This window comes from Nocardia sp. JMUB6875, assembly GCF_041154655.1.
Lineage (GTDB): Bacteria > Actinomycetota > Actinomycetes > Mycobacteriales > Mycobacteriaceae > Nocardia.
Genome location: NZ_BAAFGR010000086.1, coordinates 14,723 through 32,170, shown reverse-complemented (window position 1 = coordinate 32,170; position 17,448 = coordinate 14,723). Strand labels below are relative to the sequence as shown.

Below are 17,448 nucleotides of genomic sequence, written 5' to 3'. Positions count from 1 at the left end.
GCACCCCGCAGTGGAACCCGGCCCAGCCCGGCCCCGGCACCGCCGTCAACGGCAGCCAGGAAGTCTTCCAGGCCGTGGACCGCGCCATCGCCGTCGCCCAGTCGCAGGGCGTCAACATCCCCCAGCCCGCCCTGGACTTCCTCAACGCCACCAAGGCCAGCGGCACCCAGCTCGATCCCACCATCGTGAACTTCTTCGAGGCGAACAAGGGCCTGCTGCCCCAGTAGCAATCCGAGTTCCCTCTGCTGAATGCCCCGCGTCAAAGACGACGCGGGGCATTCGTGCTTTTGGTTAGCTGGCGGAACGCCGTGTCAGGGGCAAACTTCCGGGTGCCGGAGGCGGCGGTCTTGTACCCCGCATGCCAGAATGAGCGCGTGGTGAACAAATCGAACAAGCCCTATGTCGACAATGGCTGGCCCGAGATGGCCAATGGCGATCACGCGGTCACGGAACTCTCCTCGACCCGCTCCGGCGGTCTGTCCCCGTACGGTGAGGACCTCGAGTTCCCGCTGCCTGCCGATCAGCTGCCCTACGTGCACCCGCACACCGTCGTCAACCGCTGATTCGACGCACGTCCGACAACCATGCGGTTAACGGCGCTCGTTCCCGAGCGGCCGCCGCGCATACGACTCCAGGCTCCACGTCTCCGCCTGGTCTCCGCGGCGGCCGCTGAATCGCGTCCGCGCACGGTGTCATCGCGCCCGCGTAATGCCCGATGGATCGGGTGAAGTGACCGAAACACCCTCCCCCGCCGAGACCGGCAATGGGGCTTCCGCTGCTGCCCCGGCCGATTCGGCCGCCCCGGAACCGGCGGCCCCCGCCAAGAAGTCCAAGGCGGCCGCCGCCCGCGCCGATCTGACTCTGGCCGAATGGCTTTCCAAGCGCTCCGACGAGGATCTCGTCACGCTGCTCGAGCTGCGCCCCGATCTGGCCGTCCCCCTGCCCGCCTCGATGGCGGTGCTGGCCGCGCGCACCGAGCAGCGCGCCTCGGTCCTGCGCGCCGGCGACGAGCTCGACACCCTCGACCTCGCCATCATCGAAACCCTTGTCGTACAAGGCGCGGGCGACGGCCGCCACGGACAGCCGCTGCCCGCCAAGACCCTGCGCAAACTGCTCTCCGATCGCGTTCCGGCCGCGACGGTCAATGCCGCGCTACAGAAACTCCGCACCCGCGCCCTGGTCTGGGGCCCGGATACCGCGCTGCGGGTGACGCCCTCCGCTCAAGAGGCGCTGCCATGGCCGCTGGGCAGCACCACCGAACTCCCCGACGCCCTGACCGAACCCGAGATCGCCGCGGCCCTGGCCGAATCCACGCCGCAGGAGCGGGCGCTGCTCGAGAAGCTGGCCGCCACCGGCCCGCGCGGCCGCACCCGCGATGCCGCGCCCGGCACCGCGAGCGAGCGCCCGGTGCAGCGGCTGCTCGCCCGCCGCCTGCTGAACTGGATCGACGAGGAGACCGTGGAGCTGCCGGTCGCGGTCGGCCAGGTGCTGCGCCAGGAGCCGGTCACCGATCCGCACGCGCTCACGCCGCCGCATCCGGATGCCGCCAAGCACGCGCCCGCCGATATCAATGCCGTGGCCGCGGGCGAGGTGGGAGAGCTGTTGCGGCACTGCGCCGCCATCCTCGACGTGCTGGGCCAGGCGCCCGCGCCGGTGCTGCGCTCCGGCGGCCTCGGCGTGCGCGAGCTGCGCCGGGTCGCCAAGCAGACCGGTATCGACGAGAACCGGGTCGGTCTGCTGGCCGAAATCCTCGCCGCGGCACGGCTCATCGACAAGGGCACCCCCGAACCCGCGCCGGACGGCGACGGCACCGAGGACTATTGGACGCCGACCACCACCTCCGACGCCTGGCTGGCCGTAGTGCCGCCGCGCCGCTGGGTGGTGCTCGCGCAGGCCTGGCTGGAACTGGATCGGTTCCCGTGGATGATCGGCCTGCGCGACGCCAATGACAAACCGCTGGCGGCGCTTTCGGCGGAGCTGCGCAATGTCCACGCCCTGCGCGACCGGCGCGCCATCCTGGAACTGCTGGCCGAATTCCCGCCCGGCACCGAGGTTTCCGCCGCGGATCTGGGTCGCATCCTGGCCTGGCGGCAGCCGCGCCGGCGTTGGCACTACCGGCTCGACGCGGTGGAAAGCACACTGGCGGAAGCGGAATCGCTGGGGCTGGTAGCGCGCGGGGCGGTGTCCTCGGCGGGCCGGGCGCTGCTGCACGGCAGTCCCGAGGACGCCGAATCCGAGATGGCGATCGCGCTGCCCGCGCCGGTGGACCACGTGCTGGTGCAGGCCGATCTCACCGTCATCGCGCCCGGACCGCTGGTTCCGGAGCTGCAGGACCGGATCTCCATGGTCGCCGATGTCGAATCCGCCGGTGCCGCAACCGTTTACCGGATCAGCGACGCCTCGGTGCGGCGCGCCCTGGACGCCGGTGCGACGGCCGCGGAACTGCACAATCTGTTCACCACGCATTCCCGCACACCGGTGCCGCAGTCGCTGACCTATCTCATCGACGATGTGGCCCGCCGTCACGGCCGCCTGCGCGCGGGCATGGCGCAGAGCTTCGTGCGCAGCGAGGATCCGACGCTGCTGGCCGAGGTGCTGGCCGCACCGGTCGCCGGGGAGCTGGCGCTGCGCGCGGTCGCACCCACCGTCGCGATATCCCAAGCGTCCCTTGGGGAAGTACTCGAACGCCTGCGCGCCGCGGGCTTCAGTCCGGCGGGCGAGGATTCGTCGGGCGCCATTGTCGATCTGCGCCAGCGCGGCGCGCGCCTGCCCGCCCGCCAGCAGCCGCGCCAGCAGTGGCGGCCCAATCCGCCGAGCACCGAACAGTTGCAGTCGCTGGTGGCCGAACTGCGCGCGGGCGAGCGCGCCGCCAATGCCCGTCCCGGCCAAGCGGTTCGCTCCGACGGTTCCCGGACGAGCACCGCGGCTACCCTGAACCTGCTCCAGCTGGCCGCCCGCACCCGCCGCCCGGTCCACATCGGCTACGTGGACGCGCAAGGCGTCGCCACGCAGCGAGTGGTGGAGCCGCTCAAGGTCGGTGGCGGCCAGCTCGACGCCCTCGATCCGGTCACCGGCGCGGTCCGCCATTTCACCCTGCACCGCATCGCCTCGGTGGCGCTGGTCGAATGAGGAAAAAGCCCGGCACCCGAATATCGGGTACCGGGCCTGAGAGTTGTTCTATCCCTTGGGGTTTCCGAGGCAGAAGGTCGTCTTCGGGTCCGGAATCACCCGGAAGCCGATCGCGGTGGCGGTGTCGCACTGGAATTCGTCGGCCGCGCCGTCGATCCGCTTGAGCACCTTGAACGAGGCCTCGGGCGCAGTGCAATCCACGAACTTGTAGCCGGTGCTCGCGCTCTCGTTGTAGCAGGCGCCCTGCTTGAAGTTCGGGCTCAGGCACAGGAACGCGGTGGTGCCGCCGTTGACGGTCTCCTCGTAGGAGGTCTGCTCCTCCTTGCATTCGGTCTTCTTGTCGTAGACCCCGGCCACCACGTAGACGGCCTTCTGGTCGGAGCACGCGATGGGCGCGGTCTTCGAGTTCGTGACCGAACCCTCGATGACGTTGATGCAGTCCCCCACCTTGGCCTTGGCGGTATCGGACTTACTGGCGTCCTTCAGCATCGAACAGCCGGATACGGCCAGCACGGCCACGGCCACCGCCACGAGGGCGAGTACGAGGCGCGTCAGCGTCCTCGTTCCTGCGAACTTCACTAGCGAAAACCTTTCTCACCGAACAGTTCACGGCTGTGAACGCGGTGAGAATACCTGGTCAGTGCGGCATGGTCATGATGCGCAGGCCGATCACCGTCATATTGGTGAGGATGGTGGGGAGGTTGCCGAGCAGCAGCAGGCCGAAGGGGGTCACGGGTATTACCTCTCGATCGGAAATATCTGGTCAGGCGTCCAAAAACGCTTCCGCGCTCTGTGTCGCTCCCCACCCGCCGGTCGTTACACCGGCACCTCAACGGGTTTCGCACCCGGACGGTTGATGCGGACGGTCACCGGGGTCGCGGCATCGGCCTCCACGGTCACGATCCGCGCCCCCGCCGCCGAGGTGACCCGGCCGCCGTCGACCCGGACCTCGTAGCCGTTCGGATAATGCACATCGGATACGTAGATCTCGGTGGTCCCGGCGCGCGGGGTGTACCGGTAGGCGAAGCCACCGGTGTCGGCGTCGAAGGTCATCCGGCCAGGGACTCCCGCCGTGGCCCGCGGATAGGTGCGCACCAACTGCTTGCCGATCTCACCCAGGAACGGATCCGGCTTCGGCCCGCCCGCGCCGAAGGCCGAAGAGTAATGCCAGTACTGCCAACTCACGAACCGGTCGTCGGCATTGGCCACGGTATTGCGCAGCACGCTCGCGTCACCGTCGCCGAATTCGGTGACCAGCGTGGGCAGGTGGGCGCGGGCGGTGAAGGCGTCGATATTGCTCCACGTCTTGCTCTGCTGCATCGGGCACAGGCCGCGCAGGAACGCGGGCAGACCCAGATAGATGGCGAGCTGGCTGGGGATGCAGTAGTCGTGCGGCGCGAACGCGATATCCGGCGCGGTGATCGGCGGATTCTTGCCCAGATTGGTGGGCATGGTCTCGTTCCAGGTGACATTCGGCTCCCAGAGCACCATGAGATCGCCGTTGCGGCCGCGCACCGCATCGGTCAATTTCTGCATGGCCGCTTGATATTTCGCGTCGAACCCCGGGCACCCGTTCGGATAGCAGGACAGGAACGCCGTTCCGGGCCACGGCTCGTTCAGCAGCTCGATCCCGAACGCGCCCGGGTGCGCGCTCATCTTGGCCGCGAGCGCCCCGAGCGCCTCGCCCAGGTAGTCCAGCACGCCATAGGTGTTGTTCCAGACCTCGTCCCAGCCCTGATTCATGCTGGGCATCAGGTAGTACAGCGGGAACCCGACATTCGGCTCCAGGGCTCCGGGCCGCGCGTGAATCGCCCACTCCGGGAATCCGTTTCCCTTCCACACTTTCGACAGCCCGTCCTGATGGTTGTCGAGCAGCGTGTGAATCCCATACTGCGCCAAGACATCCACCACTCCGGCGATCCGATCGAGGTAAGCGGTGTCGACCACGCCCTTGGTGGGCATCAACCCGTCGAACGAGACGCCGAGCCGCACCGTATTGAACCCGTGCCGGGCGAGCAGCGCCGCATCGTCGGCGGTGAGCGTGAGCCCGTCCCCCGCCTCGATATAGGGCGGCTCCTTGTCGACATTGTTGACGCCGTGCAGCAGCACGACCCGCCCGCTGTCGTCCACGAACCGTGCGCCGTCGGCATGGATCCGCGAGATCGAGGCGGTATCGGGCGCCGCCGAGCCGACCGCCGCGGGCACGATCAACGCTCCCGCGAGTGCGGCGACCACCACCCCCGCTCCCCGTCGCCCGATCCTTCGCCAACGTTTCCGAGCTGCGATTCCGCGCATCGGGCACCCCTGTTCAGTTCGATCAAGTCAATCGTCCAAATGGACAGCCGTCCAAGTTTCGAGTGATCGTAGCCACAGAAACTGCGGTCTTGACCGGTTTCGCCCGATCCCACACCCCACCGACCGGGCAAATCCTGCGCCCAGAGAGAAAAGGGCGCAGGTCACGTGGCCTTGTCGGTGGGTTCCTGGAGAATGGACGAGGCCCGTTCGGGGCCGGACAAGCCAGGAGGTGTGATGACCGACGGTCCGCTCATCGTGCAGAGCGACAAGACGCTGCTGCTGGAGGTCGATCATGAGTCGGCCGATGCGGCGCGGCAGGCCATCGCGCCGTTCGCGGAATTGGAGCGGGCGCCGGAGCATGTGCACACCTATCGGGTGACGCCGCTGGCGCTGTGGAACGCGCGGGCGGCCGGGCACGACGCCGAGCAGGTGGTGGACGCGCTGGTCAGCTTCAGCCGGTACGCGGTGCCGCAGCCGCTGCTGGTGGACATCGTCGACACCATGGCCCGGTACGGGCGGCTGCAGCTGGTGAAGCATCCGGCGCACGGGCTGGTGCTGGTCAGCCTGGATCGCGCGGTGCTGGAGGAGATCCTGCGGCACAAGAAGATTCAGCCCATGCTGGGCGCCCGCCTGGACGACGACACGGTGATCGTGCACCCCTCCGAGCGCGGGCGCATCAAGCAGATGCTGCTCAAGGTCGGCTGGCCCGCCGAGGATCTCGCGGGCTACGTGGACGGCGAGGCGCACCAGATCGATCTGGACTACGAGTCCAGCGACTGGCATCTGCGCGATTATCAGGAGCTGGCCGCGGATTCGTTCTGGGCGGGCGGCTCCGGCGTCGTCGTATTGCCCTGTGGCGCGGGCAAGACCATGGTGGGCGCGGCGGCCATGGCCAAGGCCAAGGCGACCACGCTGATCCTGGTCACCAATACCGTGGCCGGGCGGCAGTGGCGGCGCGAGCTGCTGGCCCGCACCTCGCTGACCGAGGACGAGATCGGCGAATACTCCGGTGAGCGCAAGGAGATTCGCCCGGTCACCATCGCGACGTATCAGGTGATCACGCGAAAGACCAAGGGCGAGTACCGGCATCTGGAGCTGTTCGACAGCCGCGACTGGGGCCTGGTCATCTACGACGAGGTGCACCTGCTGCCCGCACCGGTCTTCCGCATGACCGCGGACCTGCAGTCGCGCCGCCGCCTCGGCCTGACCGCCACCCTGGTGCGCGAGGACGGCCGCGAGGGCGACGTGTTCTCGCTGATCGGTCCGAAACGCTATGACGCGCCGTGGAAGGACATCGAGGCGCAGGGCTGGATCGCGCCGGCCGACTGTGTGGAGGTGCGGGTCACCCTCACCGATGCCGAGCGCATGGCCTACGCCACCGCCGAACCGGAGGAGCGCTACAAGCTGTGCTCCACCGCGCGCACCAAACTGCCTGTGGTGGAATCGATTCTGGCCCAGCACAAGGACGCGCCGAGCCTGGTGATCGGGGCCTACCTGGATCAGCTGGACGAGCTGGGCGAGCATCTGAACGCCCCGGTCATCCAGGGTTCCACCCGCACCAAGGAGCGCGAGGAGCTCTTCGACGCCTTCCGGCGCGGGGAGATTCCGGTGCTGGTGGTGTCGAAGGTGGCCAACTTCTCCATCGATCTACCGGAAGCCTCGGTGGCCGTGCAGGTTTCGGGCACCTTCGGTTCGCGGCAGGAGGAGGCGCAGCGGCTGGGCCGGCTGCTGCGGCCCAAACACGATGGCGGCCAGGCTCACTTCTATTCCGTCGTCGCACGTGACACGCTGGACGCCGAATACGCCGCGCACCGTCAGCGTTTCCTTGCGGAGCAGGGGTATGCGTATCGCATCACCGATGCCGACGACCTGCTGGGGCCGACGATAGGATAAGTGGAGGAGAAGCCTCCATAAGGCGGGAGGGACGCACGTGCGGCGCTTCGAATTCGCGGTGGACCGCGACCATGCCCGGGCGGTGAACGAGGTCGTGGCCTATCTGCGCCGATTGCGGATCTGGGCGTACACCGCGGCCGCGGTGCTGGGACTGGGCACCGCGTTCCTGATCTGGGTGAACCATCCGTGGTCGTGGCTGCTGGCGGTGGCATTCCTGCTGGCCGCGGTGACCGCGCTGTTCATCGGGTACTGGATGCCGCATCGCGGCCGGGTGGACAAGCTCTACGCCGCGGGCGACCTGGTTCCCGCGGTGGTGTCGGAGACGCACGAGAGCGGGGCCACCCTGCTGGCCCTGGTCGATCTGGCCAAGCCCAGCGCCCAGGGGCCGCGCTACGCCCTGGTGACCCGCACGGTCCGATCCCTGCCCGGGCATCGGGCCCGCACCGGGGAGCGGGTGCCCGCGGTGACCGTCCGCGTGGACCGCGCGCCCGGCCCGGTCGGCGACCTGTGGCAGACGGTGTCGGCCATGCCCATCGCCTGGGGCACCCGGGACCTCAACATCATCGAGCGCGCCCGCACCGCCATCAACGAGGTGGAGTGGAAGCTGCTCACCGACAATCTGGATCTGGCCGCCAAGGTGCGCGGCGCGGACGCCAAGCGGCTGCTGCTCGATCCGCAGCAGCTGCCGGACGAGCTACGTGGCTGAGTTAATGGGGCGACACGACTTGCCACGGAAAATAGAATGATCCGATGATTCCCGCCGCGAACGTGCTGGCGTTTCTCGTCGCATCCATTGTCATTGTCATAATCCCCGGTCCCGGTGTGCTTTTCGTGATCGGCCGGGCGCTGACCTACGGCCGCCGCGCCGCGCTGCTGTCGGTGCTGGGCCATTCGCTCGGGGTCCTGGTGATCCTCGGGCTGGTGGCCGCCGGGCTGGGCACCATCCTCGCCGCGTCGGCCGTCGCGCTCGCCGTGGTGAAGTTCGCCGGTGCGCTGTACCTGATCTACCTCGGGATCCAGGCCTTCCGGGAGCGCCGCTCGCTGCGCGAGGTGTTCGAGGCCAAGGTCGAGCCGATGAACCAACGGCGGGCCATGCGCCAAGCCGTGGTGGTCGGGCTGACCAACCCGAAGGCCATCATCTTCTTCTCCGCCGTGCTGCCGCAGTTCGTGGCGCCGGAATCGGGCGCGGTCCCGCTGCAGATGCTGGTACTCGGCGTGGCCTTCCTGACCATCGCGGTGGTCTCCGATTCGGTGTACGCCCTGCTGGCCGGGACGGCACGGGACTGGTTCGCGCGCTCGCCGAAGCGTCTGGAGGCCGTCGGCGGGGCCGGGGGTGTCATGATCATCGGGCTGGGTGCGAGCGTGGCGGTATCGGGTAGCACCAACTGAGAAAGGGGCGGTACGAGCGCATGAGACGACACTGGCGGTACATGGTGGTGGGGGCGGTACTGCTGGCGGGCGCGAATGCGGCTCCAGCGCAGGCGGATTCGGGCGATCCATTCAGTGGCGCACCCGGGCTCGGCGATCCCTATTACCCGATGGACGGCAATGGCGGCTACGACGCCGGTCATTACGACGTCACGATCTCCTACGATCCACCCACCCATCGGCTGACCGGGTCCACCCGCATCGACGCGGTGGCCACCCAGGCGCTGCGTACGTTCAACCTGGACTACAGCGGCCCGGCGATCTCCAAGGTGACGGTCAACAATCTGCCCGCCTGGTTCGACCGCACCGCCGAGCACGAGCTCGTCGTCACGCCGATGATTCCGCTGCTGCCCGGCCTGCCCTTCACCGTGCAGGTGGAGTACGCGGGCGAGGTGACCGGCACCGACGGGGAGGGCTGGGTGTTCTCGCCCAGCGGCGGGGCCTTCGTCGCGGGCGAACCGCATTCGGCGAGCGCCTGGTATCCGAACAACGACTCGCCTTTGGACAAGGCGACTTTCACGCTGCACGCCACCGTGCCCGCGGAGTGGGAGGTGATGTCGGGCGGCGACAAGGTGTCCGACACCGTCCAGGGCGGCAACCGCACCGTCTCCTGGGAGCTGCGCCAGCCGGTGATCGGCTATCTCACCACCATCGCCATCGACAAGTTCCAGTTCCTGGAACAGCGGCGCGCCAATGGAACTCAGCTGCTGAGCGGGTTCGCGCCGGACGCGGTCAAGCTCGAGGACATCGAGTCGCGGCTGCCGGAGATCCTGGACTTCCAGGAGGAGCTCTACGGCCCGTACCCGTTCGACACCGCGGGCGGCATCTTCGTCGACACCGAATTGCAGTTCTCGCTGGAGACCCAGACGCGGCCCGTCTACGCGCCCTGGACCGATCTCATTACCGTGGTGCACGAGATCACCCACCAGTGGTGGGGCGATTCCATGTCGGTGAAGCAGTGGTCGGATATCTGCTTGAACGAGTGCTTCGCCAGCTACACCGCCGACTATCTGTGGGCGGAACGCAAGGAGGGCAAGGACGTCGACGCGATGTACCGGGACACCATCGCGAAATTCCGTGACGATCCGAAGTTCTGGGAGATCGCGCTGCAGAACCCGGGCGTGGGCGACGAATTCACCTCGGTCTACTACCGGGGCCCGCTGTTCCTGCACGCCCTGCGCCGCACCATGGGCGACGAGGCGTTCTTCGCCGCCGTGCGCGATTTCGTCATCGCGCACAAGTACGGCAACGCGTCGATGCCGGAGTTCCGCCAGTTCATCCAGTCCCGCACCCCGCACGACCTGTCGGGCTTCTTCACCGCCTGGCTGGACCGCACCGACCGCCCCGCCGACGAATTCCTCTTCCCGGGCCCGCTGCGCTCCTGAAACCGGTCAGGCCGGAAGCGGCCTGGTGCGATCGTTGAGCACCAGCGCCGCCATCGCCCCGAGCACGGTCCCGGTGACGAATCGCTGGGCGCGCAGCCAGAGTGGCCGTCGCCCGAGGAAAGTCGAGATGGCTCCCGCGCTCAGCACGATCAGCCCGTTCACCGTGACGGCGATGGCGATCTGCACCGCGCCCAGCGTCAGGCTCTGCAGCCACACCTGCCCGCGCGCGGGCGCCACGAACTGCGGGATGAGCGCCATGTACAGGATGGCGATCTTCGGATTCAGCAGGTTGGTGACCAGCCCCATGCCGAACAGCCTGCGCGGCGAATCCGCGGGCAGCTCGGTCGGCGCGAACAGCGAAACCCCGCCCGGCCGCAATGTCTTCCACGCCAGATAGACCAGATACAGCGCCCCGGTCACTTTCAGCGCGAGGTACAGCGCGGGCACCATGGCGAACACCGCGGTGATTCCCGCCGTGGCGGCGATCAGATACACGCCGAACCCGACCGCCACACCGCCGAGCGACACCAGCCCGGCGCGTCGCCCCTGAGAAACGGTCCGCGACACCAGATACATCATGTTCGGCCCCGGCGTCAGCACCAGACCCAGCGCCGCGACGGCGACACCCAGCAACGCACTCGTCTCGATCACACGCCCGATTCTTCAGGCCACGCCGATGCCTGTCGCGGTCCAATTACCGCCCGGTGGACTGCTTCCCGGAGGCCAAGATCAGCGAGGAGTCAGCGGACGGCCTCGGCTTGGTGGCCGGCGCGGAGGCGGCGGACGCCCTCGGCGATGGTCTCCTCCTTCTTGCAGAAGGTGAAGCGGACCAGGTGATTCCAGGCGGGTTTGTCGTCGGCGAAGACGCTCACCGGGACGGCGGCGACGCCGAGGCGTTCGGGGAGTTCGCGGCAGAAGGCGTAGGCGTCGGTCGCGCCGAGCGGGGTGATGTCGGCGCAGACGAAATAGGTGCCGTCGCTGCGCTGCACGCCGAAACCGGCCTCGGCGAGGGCGGCCGAGAGGCGAAGGCGCTTCTCCGACAGGGTGTCTCGTAGCGCGGCCACCCACTGCTGCTCGTTGTTGAGGGCGTGGGCGACGGCGGGCTGGAACGGTCCGCCGCCGACGAAGGTGAGGAACTGCTTGGCGGCCAGCACCGCGTCCAGCAGCGGCGCGGGCGCGCAGGCCCAGCCGATCTTCCAGCCGGTGACGCTGAAGGTCTTGGCGGCGCTGGAGATCACGACGGTGCGCTCGAACATGCCGGGCAGGGTGGACAGGCTGATGTGCTCGTGCCCGTCGAAGACGAGATGCTCGTAGGCCTCGTCCGACATGACGTACAGGTCGTGCTCGATGGCGAGTTCGGCGATGGCGGTGAGGTCGGCGCGCGACAGCACTGTGCCGGTCGGGTTGTGCGGCGAATTCACCAGCAGCAGCCGTGTTTTCGGGGTGATGGCGGCGCGCAGGCTGTCCAGGTCGAGGGCGAAGCCGTCCCCGTCGGGCACCAGCCGCGCGGTGCGGCGGTTGGCCCCCGCCAGCGCGATGGCCGCGGCGTAGGAGTCGTAGTAGGGCTCGATGAGCACCACGTCCTCACCGGGTTCGACCAGTCCGAGCACGGTCGCCGCGATGGCCTCGGTGGCCCCGACGGTGACCAGCACCTGGCTGTCCGGGTCGTAGTGGGTCCCGTAGCGCCGGGCCCGGTCGGCGGCGATGGCCTGCCGCAGCGCTGGCACCCCGCGCCCGGGCGGGTACTGGTTGAACCCGTCGGCGATGGCCTGCCTGGCCACCTCCAGCATTCCCGCCGGGCCGTCGCTGTCGGGGAATCCTTGGCCCAGATTGACCGCCCCGTGGCGAACGGCCAACTCGGTCATCTCGGCGAAGATCGTCGAGGCGAACGGCTGCAGACGGGCGACGGTCGGAATACGGGACGGCATGTCCGGAGCCTAATGAATGCGGATGCCGTGCAGCTTCGCCGGGTTCACCACGTCGTAGACGCCCCACACCTTGCCGTCGCGGACGGTGAATCCGTACACCCGCTGCGGGCTGCCCGGCACACCGTCCCAGGACGCGGTCTCGTGCGCCAGGATGCCCCACTGCCCGTTGACCAGCACCGGTTCGAGCTCGCGCGCCGGGCCGGTGTGCGCGGAATCGAACAGCCCGAACTTGCGCCACAGCCCCATCCAGAGGCGGACGTTCTTGTCCAGGCCCGCAACGACATTGAGCGCAGTGGAGGTGGTCCCGTCGGCATCGCCGACCGTCCGCACATCCGGATGCAGCGCCGCCACAACCGCATTCACGTCACCGCCCGACAGCGCGGCCAGCAGCCGCTGCACCGCGGCGCTGTGCTCGTCATCGGAGACGGGCTCGGGCGCGTGCGCCACGGCCTTGCGGGCCCGGCTCGCCAGCTGTCGCGCGGCATCGACGGAAATACCGAGGATATCGGCGATTTCGTCGAAGGGCACCGCGAAGCCGTCGTGCAGCACGAACGCCACCCGCTGCGGCGGGGTCAGGGTGTCGAGCACCACCATTGCGGCGAAACGGAATTCCTGTTTGCGCACCACCGCCGCCAGCGGATCGGGTGTGCTGGAGGGCGTGATGGCGGTGACCACCGGCTCCGGGAGCCATTGCCCCACATACCTTTCCCGCCGCGCCGCCGCGCTGCGCAGCCGGTCCAGGCAGATGCGGCTGACCACGGTGGTGAGCCAGGCGCGCAGGTCCTCGATCTCGAATTGCCGGGCCACCGCGAGCCGCAGCCAGCTCTCCTGCACCGCGTCCTCGGCATCGCTGACGCTGCCGGTGAGCCGATAGGCCACCGAGAGCAAATGCGGCCGATGCGATTCGAACAAGTCGGCGAGAAGAGCGGCAACCACCGAATCGATGCTACGGCCGGGCTGTGACACCCCCGCCACCGGCCTGGGACACCCCGCCACCGGCCTGGCCGGAAAGGTCGTGCGCCCGCGCCGGATTCCGTGACAGCATGGCCGCATGGACGCGGAATTCCTCTCCGACGGCGCGGTCTGGCTGTCGCCGCCCGCCGTCTCCGACATCGACGCCATCACCGCCCTGTGTCAGGAGCCGTCCATCGGCGCCTGGACCACCATGCCGGTCCCGTATCACCGCGCCGACGCCGAGAAGTTCATCTACGACATCGTCGGCCCCGGCTGGGCCACCCGCAGTCCCACCTGGGCGGTGCGCACCGCCGAGCACGGCCGGGTGGTCGGAATGATCGGGCTGAGCCCGCTCTATCCCCGCCGCGACGACGACACCGCCGAGATCGGCTTCTGGCTCTCCCCCGCCGCCCGCGGCCGCGGCCTCATGTCCCGGGCCGCCGGGCTGGTCTCGGCCATCGGCCTGGACCCGACCGCCATGGCCTTCGAACGCCTGGAGTGGCGCGCCTTCGTCGGCAACCACCCCTCGGCCGCCGTGGCCCGCCGCACCGGCTACCACTACGAGGGTCTGATCCGCGGCGGCGGCGTGCAGCGCGGCACCCGCCGCGACATCTGGGTCGCGGGCCGGCTGCGCACCGATCCCGCGACGCCCAGCCCGCACTGGCCGGCAGAGGTCTGACCCGGAGAGAAGTTCGGCCCACACCCGCCGGACTGGGTGTGGGCCGAACTCAGTGTGCACGCCGAACTCGTTATCCGCGAGGCGAACTCGCCGCGAGCGGGTGCGGGTCGGAAACCTGCCGCCTAGCCGCGGCCCTCGCGACGCCGGGTGACGGCGTCGGCGAGCCGGTCGAGCTGGGCGGCCGTGACGTCCCAATCGATGCAGGCATCGGTGATGGACTGGCCGTAGGTGAGCTCCTCCGGGCGCCCCAGGGTGAGGTCCTGGCGGCCCGCCACGATGAACGACTCCATCATCAGGCCCACGACGGTGTCCTCGCCGCCCGCGATGCGCTCGGCGATATCGGTGACGACATCGACCTGGCGGTTGTGGTCCTTGTTGGAGTTGCCGTGCGAGGCGTCCACCACCAGCCGCTGCGGCAGCGACGACTTCTCCAGGCGCAGCAGCGCTTCCGCGCAGGAGGCGGCGTCGTAGTTGGTGCCGTTGCTGCCGCCGCGCAGGATGACGTGGCAGTCCGGGTTGCCCGCGGTGCGGATGAGCGCGGAACGCCCGTCCAGGTCGGTGCCGGGGAACACGTGCGAGGCCGCCGCGGCGCGCACGCCGTCGACCGCGACCTGCACATCGCCGTCGGTGCCGTTCTTGATGCCGACCGGCATGGACAGCGCCGAGGACAGCTGCCGGTGCACCTGGCTGGCCGCGGTGCGCGCCCCGATCGCGCCGTAGGCAACCAGGTCCGCGATGTACTGCGGGGTGATCGGATCGAGGAACTCGCACGCCACCGGCAGGCCCAGCGCGGTGATGTCGACCAGCAGGCGGCGGCCCAGATCCAGGCCGGTGTTGATGTCGAAGCTGCCGTCCAGGTGCGGATCGTTGATCAGACCCTTCCAACCCAGCGTGGTGCGCGGCTTCTCGAAGTACACGCGCATCACCACGTGCAGCCGGTCGGAGACCTCGGCGGCCTTGACGGCCAGGCGGCGCGCGTAGTCCATGGCGGCCTCGGGATCGTGCACCGAACACGGGCCGACGATCACCATGAGGCGGTCGTCGTCGCCGTTGAGCACGTCGACGGTGGCCTTGCGGCCCGCGCGCACGGTGTCGGCGAGGGTGTCGTCGATCGGGTGGGCGGCCCGGACCTCGCGGGGGGAGCTCAGCGGGCTCACGCTCAGCGTGCGCTGATCGTCGAGATCGGAATGCCGGTCGAGATCGGCGGTAGTCATCGTGGGTTTCCTTGTCCCAGGCCGACCCACCGAGAGTTCTTCGAAACCCCTTGGAGCCGGTCTGATTTCGTCCGGCTCGGGGTGGAGGATGTCAGCGCAGGGTCACGCCGCGCGACCCACCCGGGGCCGGCTGGCTAAACCAGAAATACACACGCTGCATGATCGGCACTGTACCAGAGATCGCGAATCGTGCGTGTGGCGTGGGACACCATAGATTGGAAACGCGTCCCACGATTTGGGACTCCGCCGGTCAGTGCAGGATGTAGTGCAGGATCACGTCGTGCACGTGGCGGGTCTTGTCGTCGCCGCGGAACTCCACCTCGTAGGTGTTGTGCCCGGTGCTGATGGCGATGTGCCCGGAGGAGAAGAACTGTCCCGCGAACGACTTGTTGGTCAGGATGCTCACGCTCGAGATCCGCGAGTACGGGATGCTCGTGATGGCGATCTTCTTCCCCACGAACGAGTTGTCCTGGATGATGACCCGCCGGTCGGTGAGCCCCAGGAAGCCGGTGCCCACGCCGATGGCGTCGTACACGGCCAGGATCTGCTCGCCGGGCAGCAGCCCCTGCTGGATCTTGTCGAGCTGGTCACGCCGGTCGAATGGAACGCTCATGTCACCCGGCTCCCCCGCTATTTCCGCACGAACGGATAGTTGATCTTGGTCAGCTGCTCGGACAGCTCCCAGAGCCGCCGCGCGGTCACCTCGTCCTTGGAGGCGGCCGTCGAGGTACTCGGCCCCGGGTAGCCGCGCATGCCGCGCAGCCCCGTCGGCCCGTAGAAACCGCCCGGCTCGACCTCCGCGGTCGCGGCGAACAACGTTGGCAGCGCGCCCATTTCGGCGCTCTGCGCGAACAGCTTGTTGCCGATCGACATCAGCGCGTCGTAGAGCGACTCGGTATGCCCCTGCAACTCCGTGGCGGCGTAGCCGGGATGCGCGGCCACCGATAGCTTGCTCGAGCCCGCGGCGGTCAAGCGGCGCTGGAGTTCCCGCGCGAACATGAGATTCGCCAGCTTGGACTGCCCGTAGGCGGCCCAGCGCTGATACGAGCGCCGCTCCCAGTTCAGATCCTCGAGGTCGATGCGGCCGATGGCGTGCATGCCGCTCGACAGTGTCACCACCCGGTCCCGGATCTTGTCCAGCAGCAGCCCGGTCAGCGCGAAATGGCCGAGATGGTTTGTGCCGATCTGCATTTCGAAGCCGTCGGCGGTGCGCCGCAGCGGCACCGCCATCACGCCCGCGTTGTTGATCAGCACATCGGCCCCGTCGACCGAGTCGGCGAATTCGCGGATCGAGGCCAGATCGGCCAGATCCAGCCGCCGCACCACGGCGTTGGGCCCGATCTCGTCGGCCACGGACCGGGCCTTGAGTTCATTGCGGCACGCCATGATCACCTTGGCCCCGGCGCCCGCGAGCGCCCGCGCGGTGACCGCGCCCAGCCCGCTGTTGGCGCCGGTCACGATGACGGTACGACCCGCTTGATCGGGGATGTCGGAGATGTCCCAACCGCTCACCTGGTCGAGTCTAGGGGCGCGGGCGGCCGCCCGTCCGGTGTCAGCGGGAACCGGCCGCGGACCGGAAATTTGCCGATGGCCCCCGGGTTGGCCGCGCGCGGCGTGTCAGTCTCGGCTTCAAGGGCTTTGACCTGCGCAAGCGGTAGCGTCCGCGACCATGGACACACTGATACTCGCAGGTTTGCTGGGCGTGGTGTTCCTGATCTGGAAACAGGGGCCGCGCAAGCGCATCCTGGCGGCCTGGTGGATCGTCGCCCTGGTGTGCGCCGGGCTGTTGAAGTACCACATCACCAGCAGCCTCGGATTGGGGCTGACATGGTGACCTCCACCGAATCCGAGACCACCGGAACCGGCAGCGGCGGAGGCTTCCTCGGCCAGATCCAATACTGGCTGGCGGTCATCTTCATCGTCGGCTGGACCGGCGTGGTGTGCGGCGGCCTCGGCATCCAGTTCGGCAACTGGGAGTACCCGTGCCCGCTGTGCATGCTGCAGCGCTACTTCATGATGCTGGCCGCGATCGGCGGCGCCTACATCGTGCGCAAGGCCATGACCGGCCACATCGTGCGCCGCGATTACATGGTCGGCTGGGGACTGGCCATCGTGGCCTGCTTCGGCGGCGGTTTCACCGGCTGGCGGCAGACCATGCTGCACATCCTGCCCGGCGACAAGGGGTACGGCGGCGCGGTGCTGGGCCTGCACCTGTACGTGTGGGCGTGGATCCTGTTCGTGGCCGCGATCACGACAATCGGTGTGGTGCTGTCGTTTTCGCACGAGACGGCCTCGGAGACCATTCCGACGACGGGGCCGCACCGCACCATCGGGACGCTCGCGATCGGATTCCTCGCGCTGGTGATCGCCATCAACGTGGTGGCGACCTTCTTCCTGGAGGGCTTCCACCCGGTGCTGCCGGACGACCCGTCCTGCTACAAGCTGCTGCACGATCTGGGCATCCTCGACGGCGGTTGCGTCCTGCCCGAATCGCACTGAGATACCGGATCGCACTGACAAATGCGCCTCGGATCCCCGCGCCC

The 17,448-nt window shown here is 68.6% G+C and carries 17 protein-coding genes and 1 pseudogene; 10 read left to right on the top strand and 8 right to left on the bottom strand.

Annotation, left to right across the window (positions count from 1 at the left end; genetic code table 11):
• From ACAM49_RS22265 to ACAM49_RS22255, 3 genes and pseudogenes are all read left to right on the top strand, one after another.
• Positions 1-227 (top strand): annotated as a pseudogene (locus ACAM49_RS22265) (resuscitation-promoting factor); the annotation flags it as partial.
• 147 nt (positions 228-374) lie between these two features.
• On the top strand, positions 375-563 hold the full coding sequence (locus tag ACAM49_RS22260) for a hypothetical protein (RefSeq protein ID WP_369637472.1): 189 nt from the start codon (positions 375-377) through the stop codon (positions 561-563).
• Between the two features lie 292 nt (positions 564-855).
• Positions 856-3,129, top strand: a complete 2,274-nt coding sequence (locus ACAM49_RS22255) for a helicase-associated domain-containing protein (RefSeq protein ID WP_369637474.1) — start codon at positions 856-858, stop codon at positions 3,127-3,129.
• Between the two features lie 48 nt (positions 3,130-3,177).
• Here ACAM49_RS22255 and ACAM49_RS22250 read toward each other — a convergent pair whose 3' ends face one another.
• Together ACAM49_RS22250 and ACAM49_RS22245 are read right to left on the bottom strand one after the other, a co-directional pair.
• A complete protein-coding gene (locus ACAM49_RS22250; RefSeq protein ID WP_369637471.1) occupies positions 3,178-3,708 on the bottom strand; it encodes a hypothetical protein in 531 nt (176 codons plus the stop codon).
• A gap of 237 nt (positions 3,709-3,945) precedes the next feature.
• On the bottom strand, positions 3,946-5,367 hold the full coding sequence (locus tag ACAM49_RS22245; protein WP_369637470.1) for a cellulase family glycosylhydrolase: 1,422 nt from the start codon (positions 5,365-5,367) through the stop codon (positions 3,946-3,948).
• A 291-nt stretch (positions 5,368-5,658) separates the two neighbouring features.
• On the opposite strand from ACAM49_RS22245, the gene ACAM49_RS22240 reads away from it, so the two are divergent.
• The 4 genes from ACAM49_RS22240 to ACAM49_RS22225 are packed head-to-tail and all read left to right on the top strand — an operon-like array spanning position 5,659 to position 10,130.
• Positions 5,659-7,317, top strand: coding sequence for a DNA repair helicase XPB (locus ACAM49_RS22240; protein ID WP_369637469.1), 1,659 nt, complete (start codon positions 5,659-5,661; stop codon positions 7,315-7,317).
• 37 nt (positions 7,318-7,354) lie between these two features.
• The gene (locus ACAM49_RS22235) at positions 7,355-8,023 is read left to right on the top strand and encodes a DUF3239 domain-containing protein (RefSeq protein ID WP_369637468.1); all 669 of its coding nucleotides are present in this window, start codon (positions 7,355-7,357) and stop codon (positions 8,021-8,023) included.
• 44 nt (positions 8,024-8,067) lie between these two features.
• Positions 8,068-8,706, top strand: coding sequence for a LysE family translocator (locus ACAM49_RS22230; protein ID WP_369637467.1), 639 nt, complete (start codon positions 8,068-8,070; stop codon positions 8,704-8,706).
• Between the two features lie 20 nt (positions 8,707-8,726).
• Positions 8,727-10,130 carry a M1 family metallopeptidase gene (locus ACAM49_RS22225; RefSeq protein WP_369637466.1) on the top strand — a complete coding sequence of 468 codons (1,404 nt, stop codon included), beginning with the start codon at positions 8,727-8,729 and terminating at the stop codon, positions 10,128-10,130.
• A gap of 6 nt (positions 10,131-10,136) precedes the next feature.
• Here the strand turns inward: ACAM49_RS22225 and ACAM49_RS22220 are convergent, their stop codons facing one another.
• From ACAM49_RS22220 to ACAM49_RS22210, 3 genes are all read right to left on the bottom strand, one after another.
• Entirely contained in the window at positions 10,137-10,781 is a 645-nt protein-coding gene (locus ACAM49_RS22220; RefSeq protein ID WP_369637465.1) for a LysE family translocator, read from the bottom strand.
• Positions 10,782-10,870: 89 nt separating this feature from the next.
• Positions 10,871-12,058, bottom strand: coding sequence for a pyridoxal phosphate-dependent aminotransferase (locus tag ACAM49_RS22215; RefSeq protein WP_369637464.1), 1,188 nt, complete (start codon positions 12,056-12,058; stop codon positions 10,871-10,873).
• Positions 12,059-12,067: 9 nt separating this feature from the next.
• The gene (locus tag ACAM49_RS22210; protein ID WP_369637463.1) at positions 12,068-12,994 is read right to left on the bottom strand and encodes a sigma-70 family RNA polymerase sigma factor; all 927 of its coding nucleotides are present in this window, start codon (positions 12,992-12,994) and stop codon (positions 12,068-12,070) included.
• Positions 12,995-13,109: 115 nt separating this feature from the next.
• On the opposite strand from ACAM49_RS22210, the gene ACAM49_RS22205 reads away from it, so the two are divergent.
• Positions 13,110-13,691 (top strand): GNAT family N-acetyltransferase, encoded by a 582-nt coding sequence (locus ACAM49_RS22205; protein WP_369637462.1) that lies wholly within the window; start codon positions 13,110-13,112, stop codon positions 13,689-13,691.
• Between the two features lie 122 nt (positions 13,692-13,813).
• Here the strand turns inward: ACAM49_RS22205 and ACAM49_RS22200 are convergent, their stop codons facing one another.
• The 3 genes from ACAM49_RS22200 to ACAM49_RS22190 form a co-directional block, all read right to left on the bottom strand.
• On the bottom strand, positions 13,814-14,905 hold the full coding sequence (locus ACAM49_RS22200) for a 3-deoxy-7-phosphoheptulonate synthase (RefSeq protein ID WP_369637461.1): 1,092 nt from the start codon (positions 14,903-14,905) through the stop codon (positions 13,814-13,816).
• 250 nt (positions 14,906-15,155) lie between these two features.
• Complete coding sequence (locus ACAM49_RS22195) at positions 15,156-15,518, bottom strand: PH domain-containing protein (RefSeq protein WP_040803553.1); 363 nt, start codon at positions 15,516-15,518, stop codon at positions 15,156-15,158.
• A 17-nt stretch (positions 15,519-15,535) separates the two neighbouring features.
• The gene (locus ACAM49_RS22190; protein ID WP_369637460.1) at positions 15,536-16,417 is read right to left on the bottom strand and encodes an oxidoreductase; all 882 of its coding nucleotides are present in this window, start codon (positions 16,415-16,417) and stop codon (positions 15,536-15,538) included.
• A 157-nt stretch (positions 16,418-16,574) separates the two neighbouring features.
• Here ACAM49_RS22190 and ACAM49_RS22185 point away from each other — a divergent pair, with 157 nt between their 5' ends.
• Positions 16,575-16,739, top strand: coding sequence for a DUF5993 family protein (locus tag ACAM49_RS22185; RefSeq protein ID WP_157513888.1), 165 nt, complete (start codon positions 16,575-16,577; stop codon positions 16,737-16,739).
• Positions 16,733-17,404: a disulfide bond formation protein B gene (locus tag ACAM49_RS22180; RefSeq protein ID WP_369637459.1), complete on the top strand. Its 672-nt coding sequence runs from the start codon at positions 16,733-16,735 to the stop codon at positions 17,402-17,404. The genes ACAM49_RS22185 and ACAM49_RS22180 overlap by 7 nt, the downstream gene beginning before the upstream one ends.
• The last annotated feature ends 44 nt before the right edge of the window (positions 17,405-17,448 follow it).

Bases quoted from the DNA above. Each gene is read 5' to 3' on its own strand.
- ACAM49_RS22185 (WP_157513888.1), top strand. From the start codon at position 16,575: ATGGACACACTGATACTCGCAGGTTTGCTGGGCGTGGTGTTCCTGATC.
- ACAM49_RS22195 (WP_040803553.1), bottom strand. From the start codon at position 15,518: ATGAGCGTTCCATTCGACCGGCGTGACCAGCTCGACAAGATCCAGCAG.
- ACAM49_RS22230 (WP_369637467.1), top strand. From the start codon at position 8,068: ATGATTCCCGCCGCGAACGTGCTGGCGTTTCTCGTCGCATCCATTGTC.
- ACAM49_RS22215 (WP_369637464.1), bottom strand. From the start codon at position 12,058: ATGCCGTCCCGTATTCCGACCGTCGCCCGTCTGCAGCCGTTCGCCTCG.
- ACAM49_RS22180 (WP_369637459.1), top strand. From the start codon at position 16,733: ATGGTGACCTCCACCGAATCCGAGACCACCGGAACCGGCAGCGGCGGA.
- ACAM49_RS22240 (WP_369637469.1), top strand. From the start codon at position 5,659: ATGACCGACGGTCCGCTCATCGTGCAGAGCGACAAGACGCTGCTGCTG.
- ACAM49_RS22225 (WP_369637466.1), top strand. From the start codon at position 8,727: ATGAGACGACACTGGCGGTACATGGTGGTGGGGGCGGTACTGCTGGCG.
- ACAM49_RS22200 (WP_369637461.1), bottom strand. From the start codon at position 14,905: ATGACTACCGCCGATCTCGACCGGCATTCCGATCTCGACGATCAGCGC.
- ACAM49_RS22205 (WP_369637462.1), top strand. From the start codon at position 13,110: ATGGACGCGGAATTCCTCTCCGACGGCGCGGTCTGGCTGTCGCCGCCC.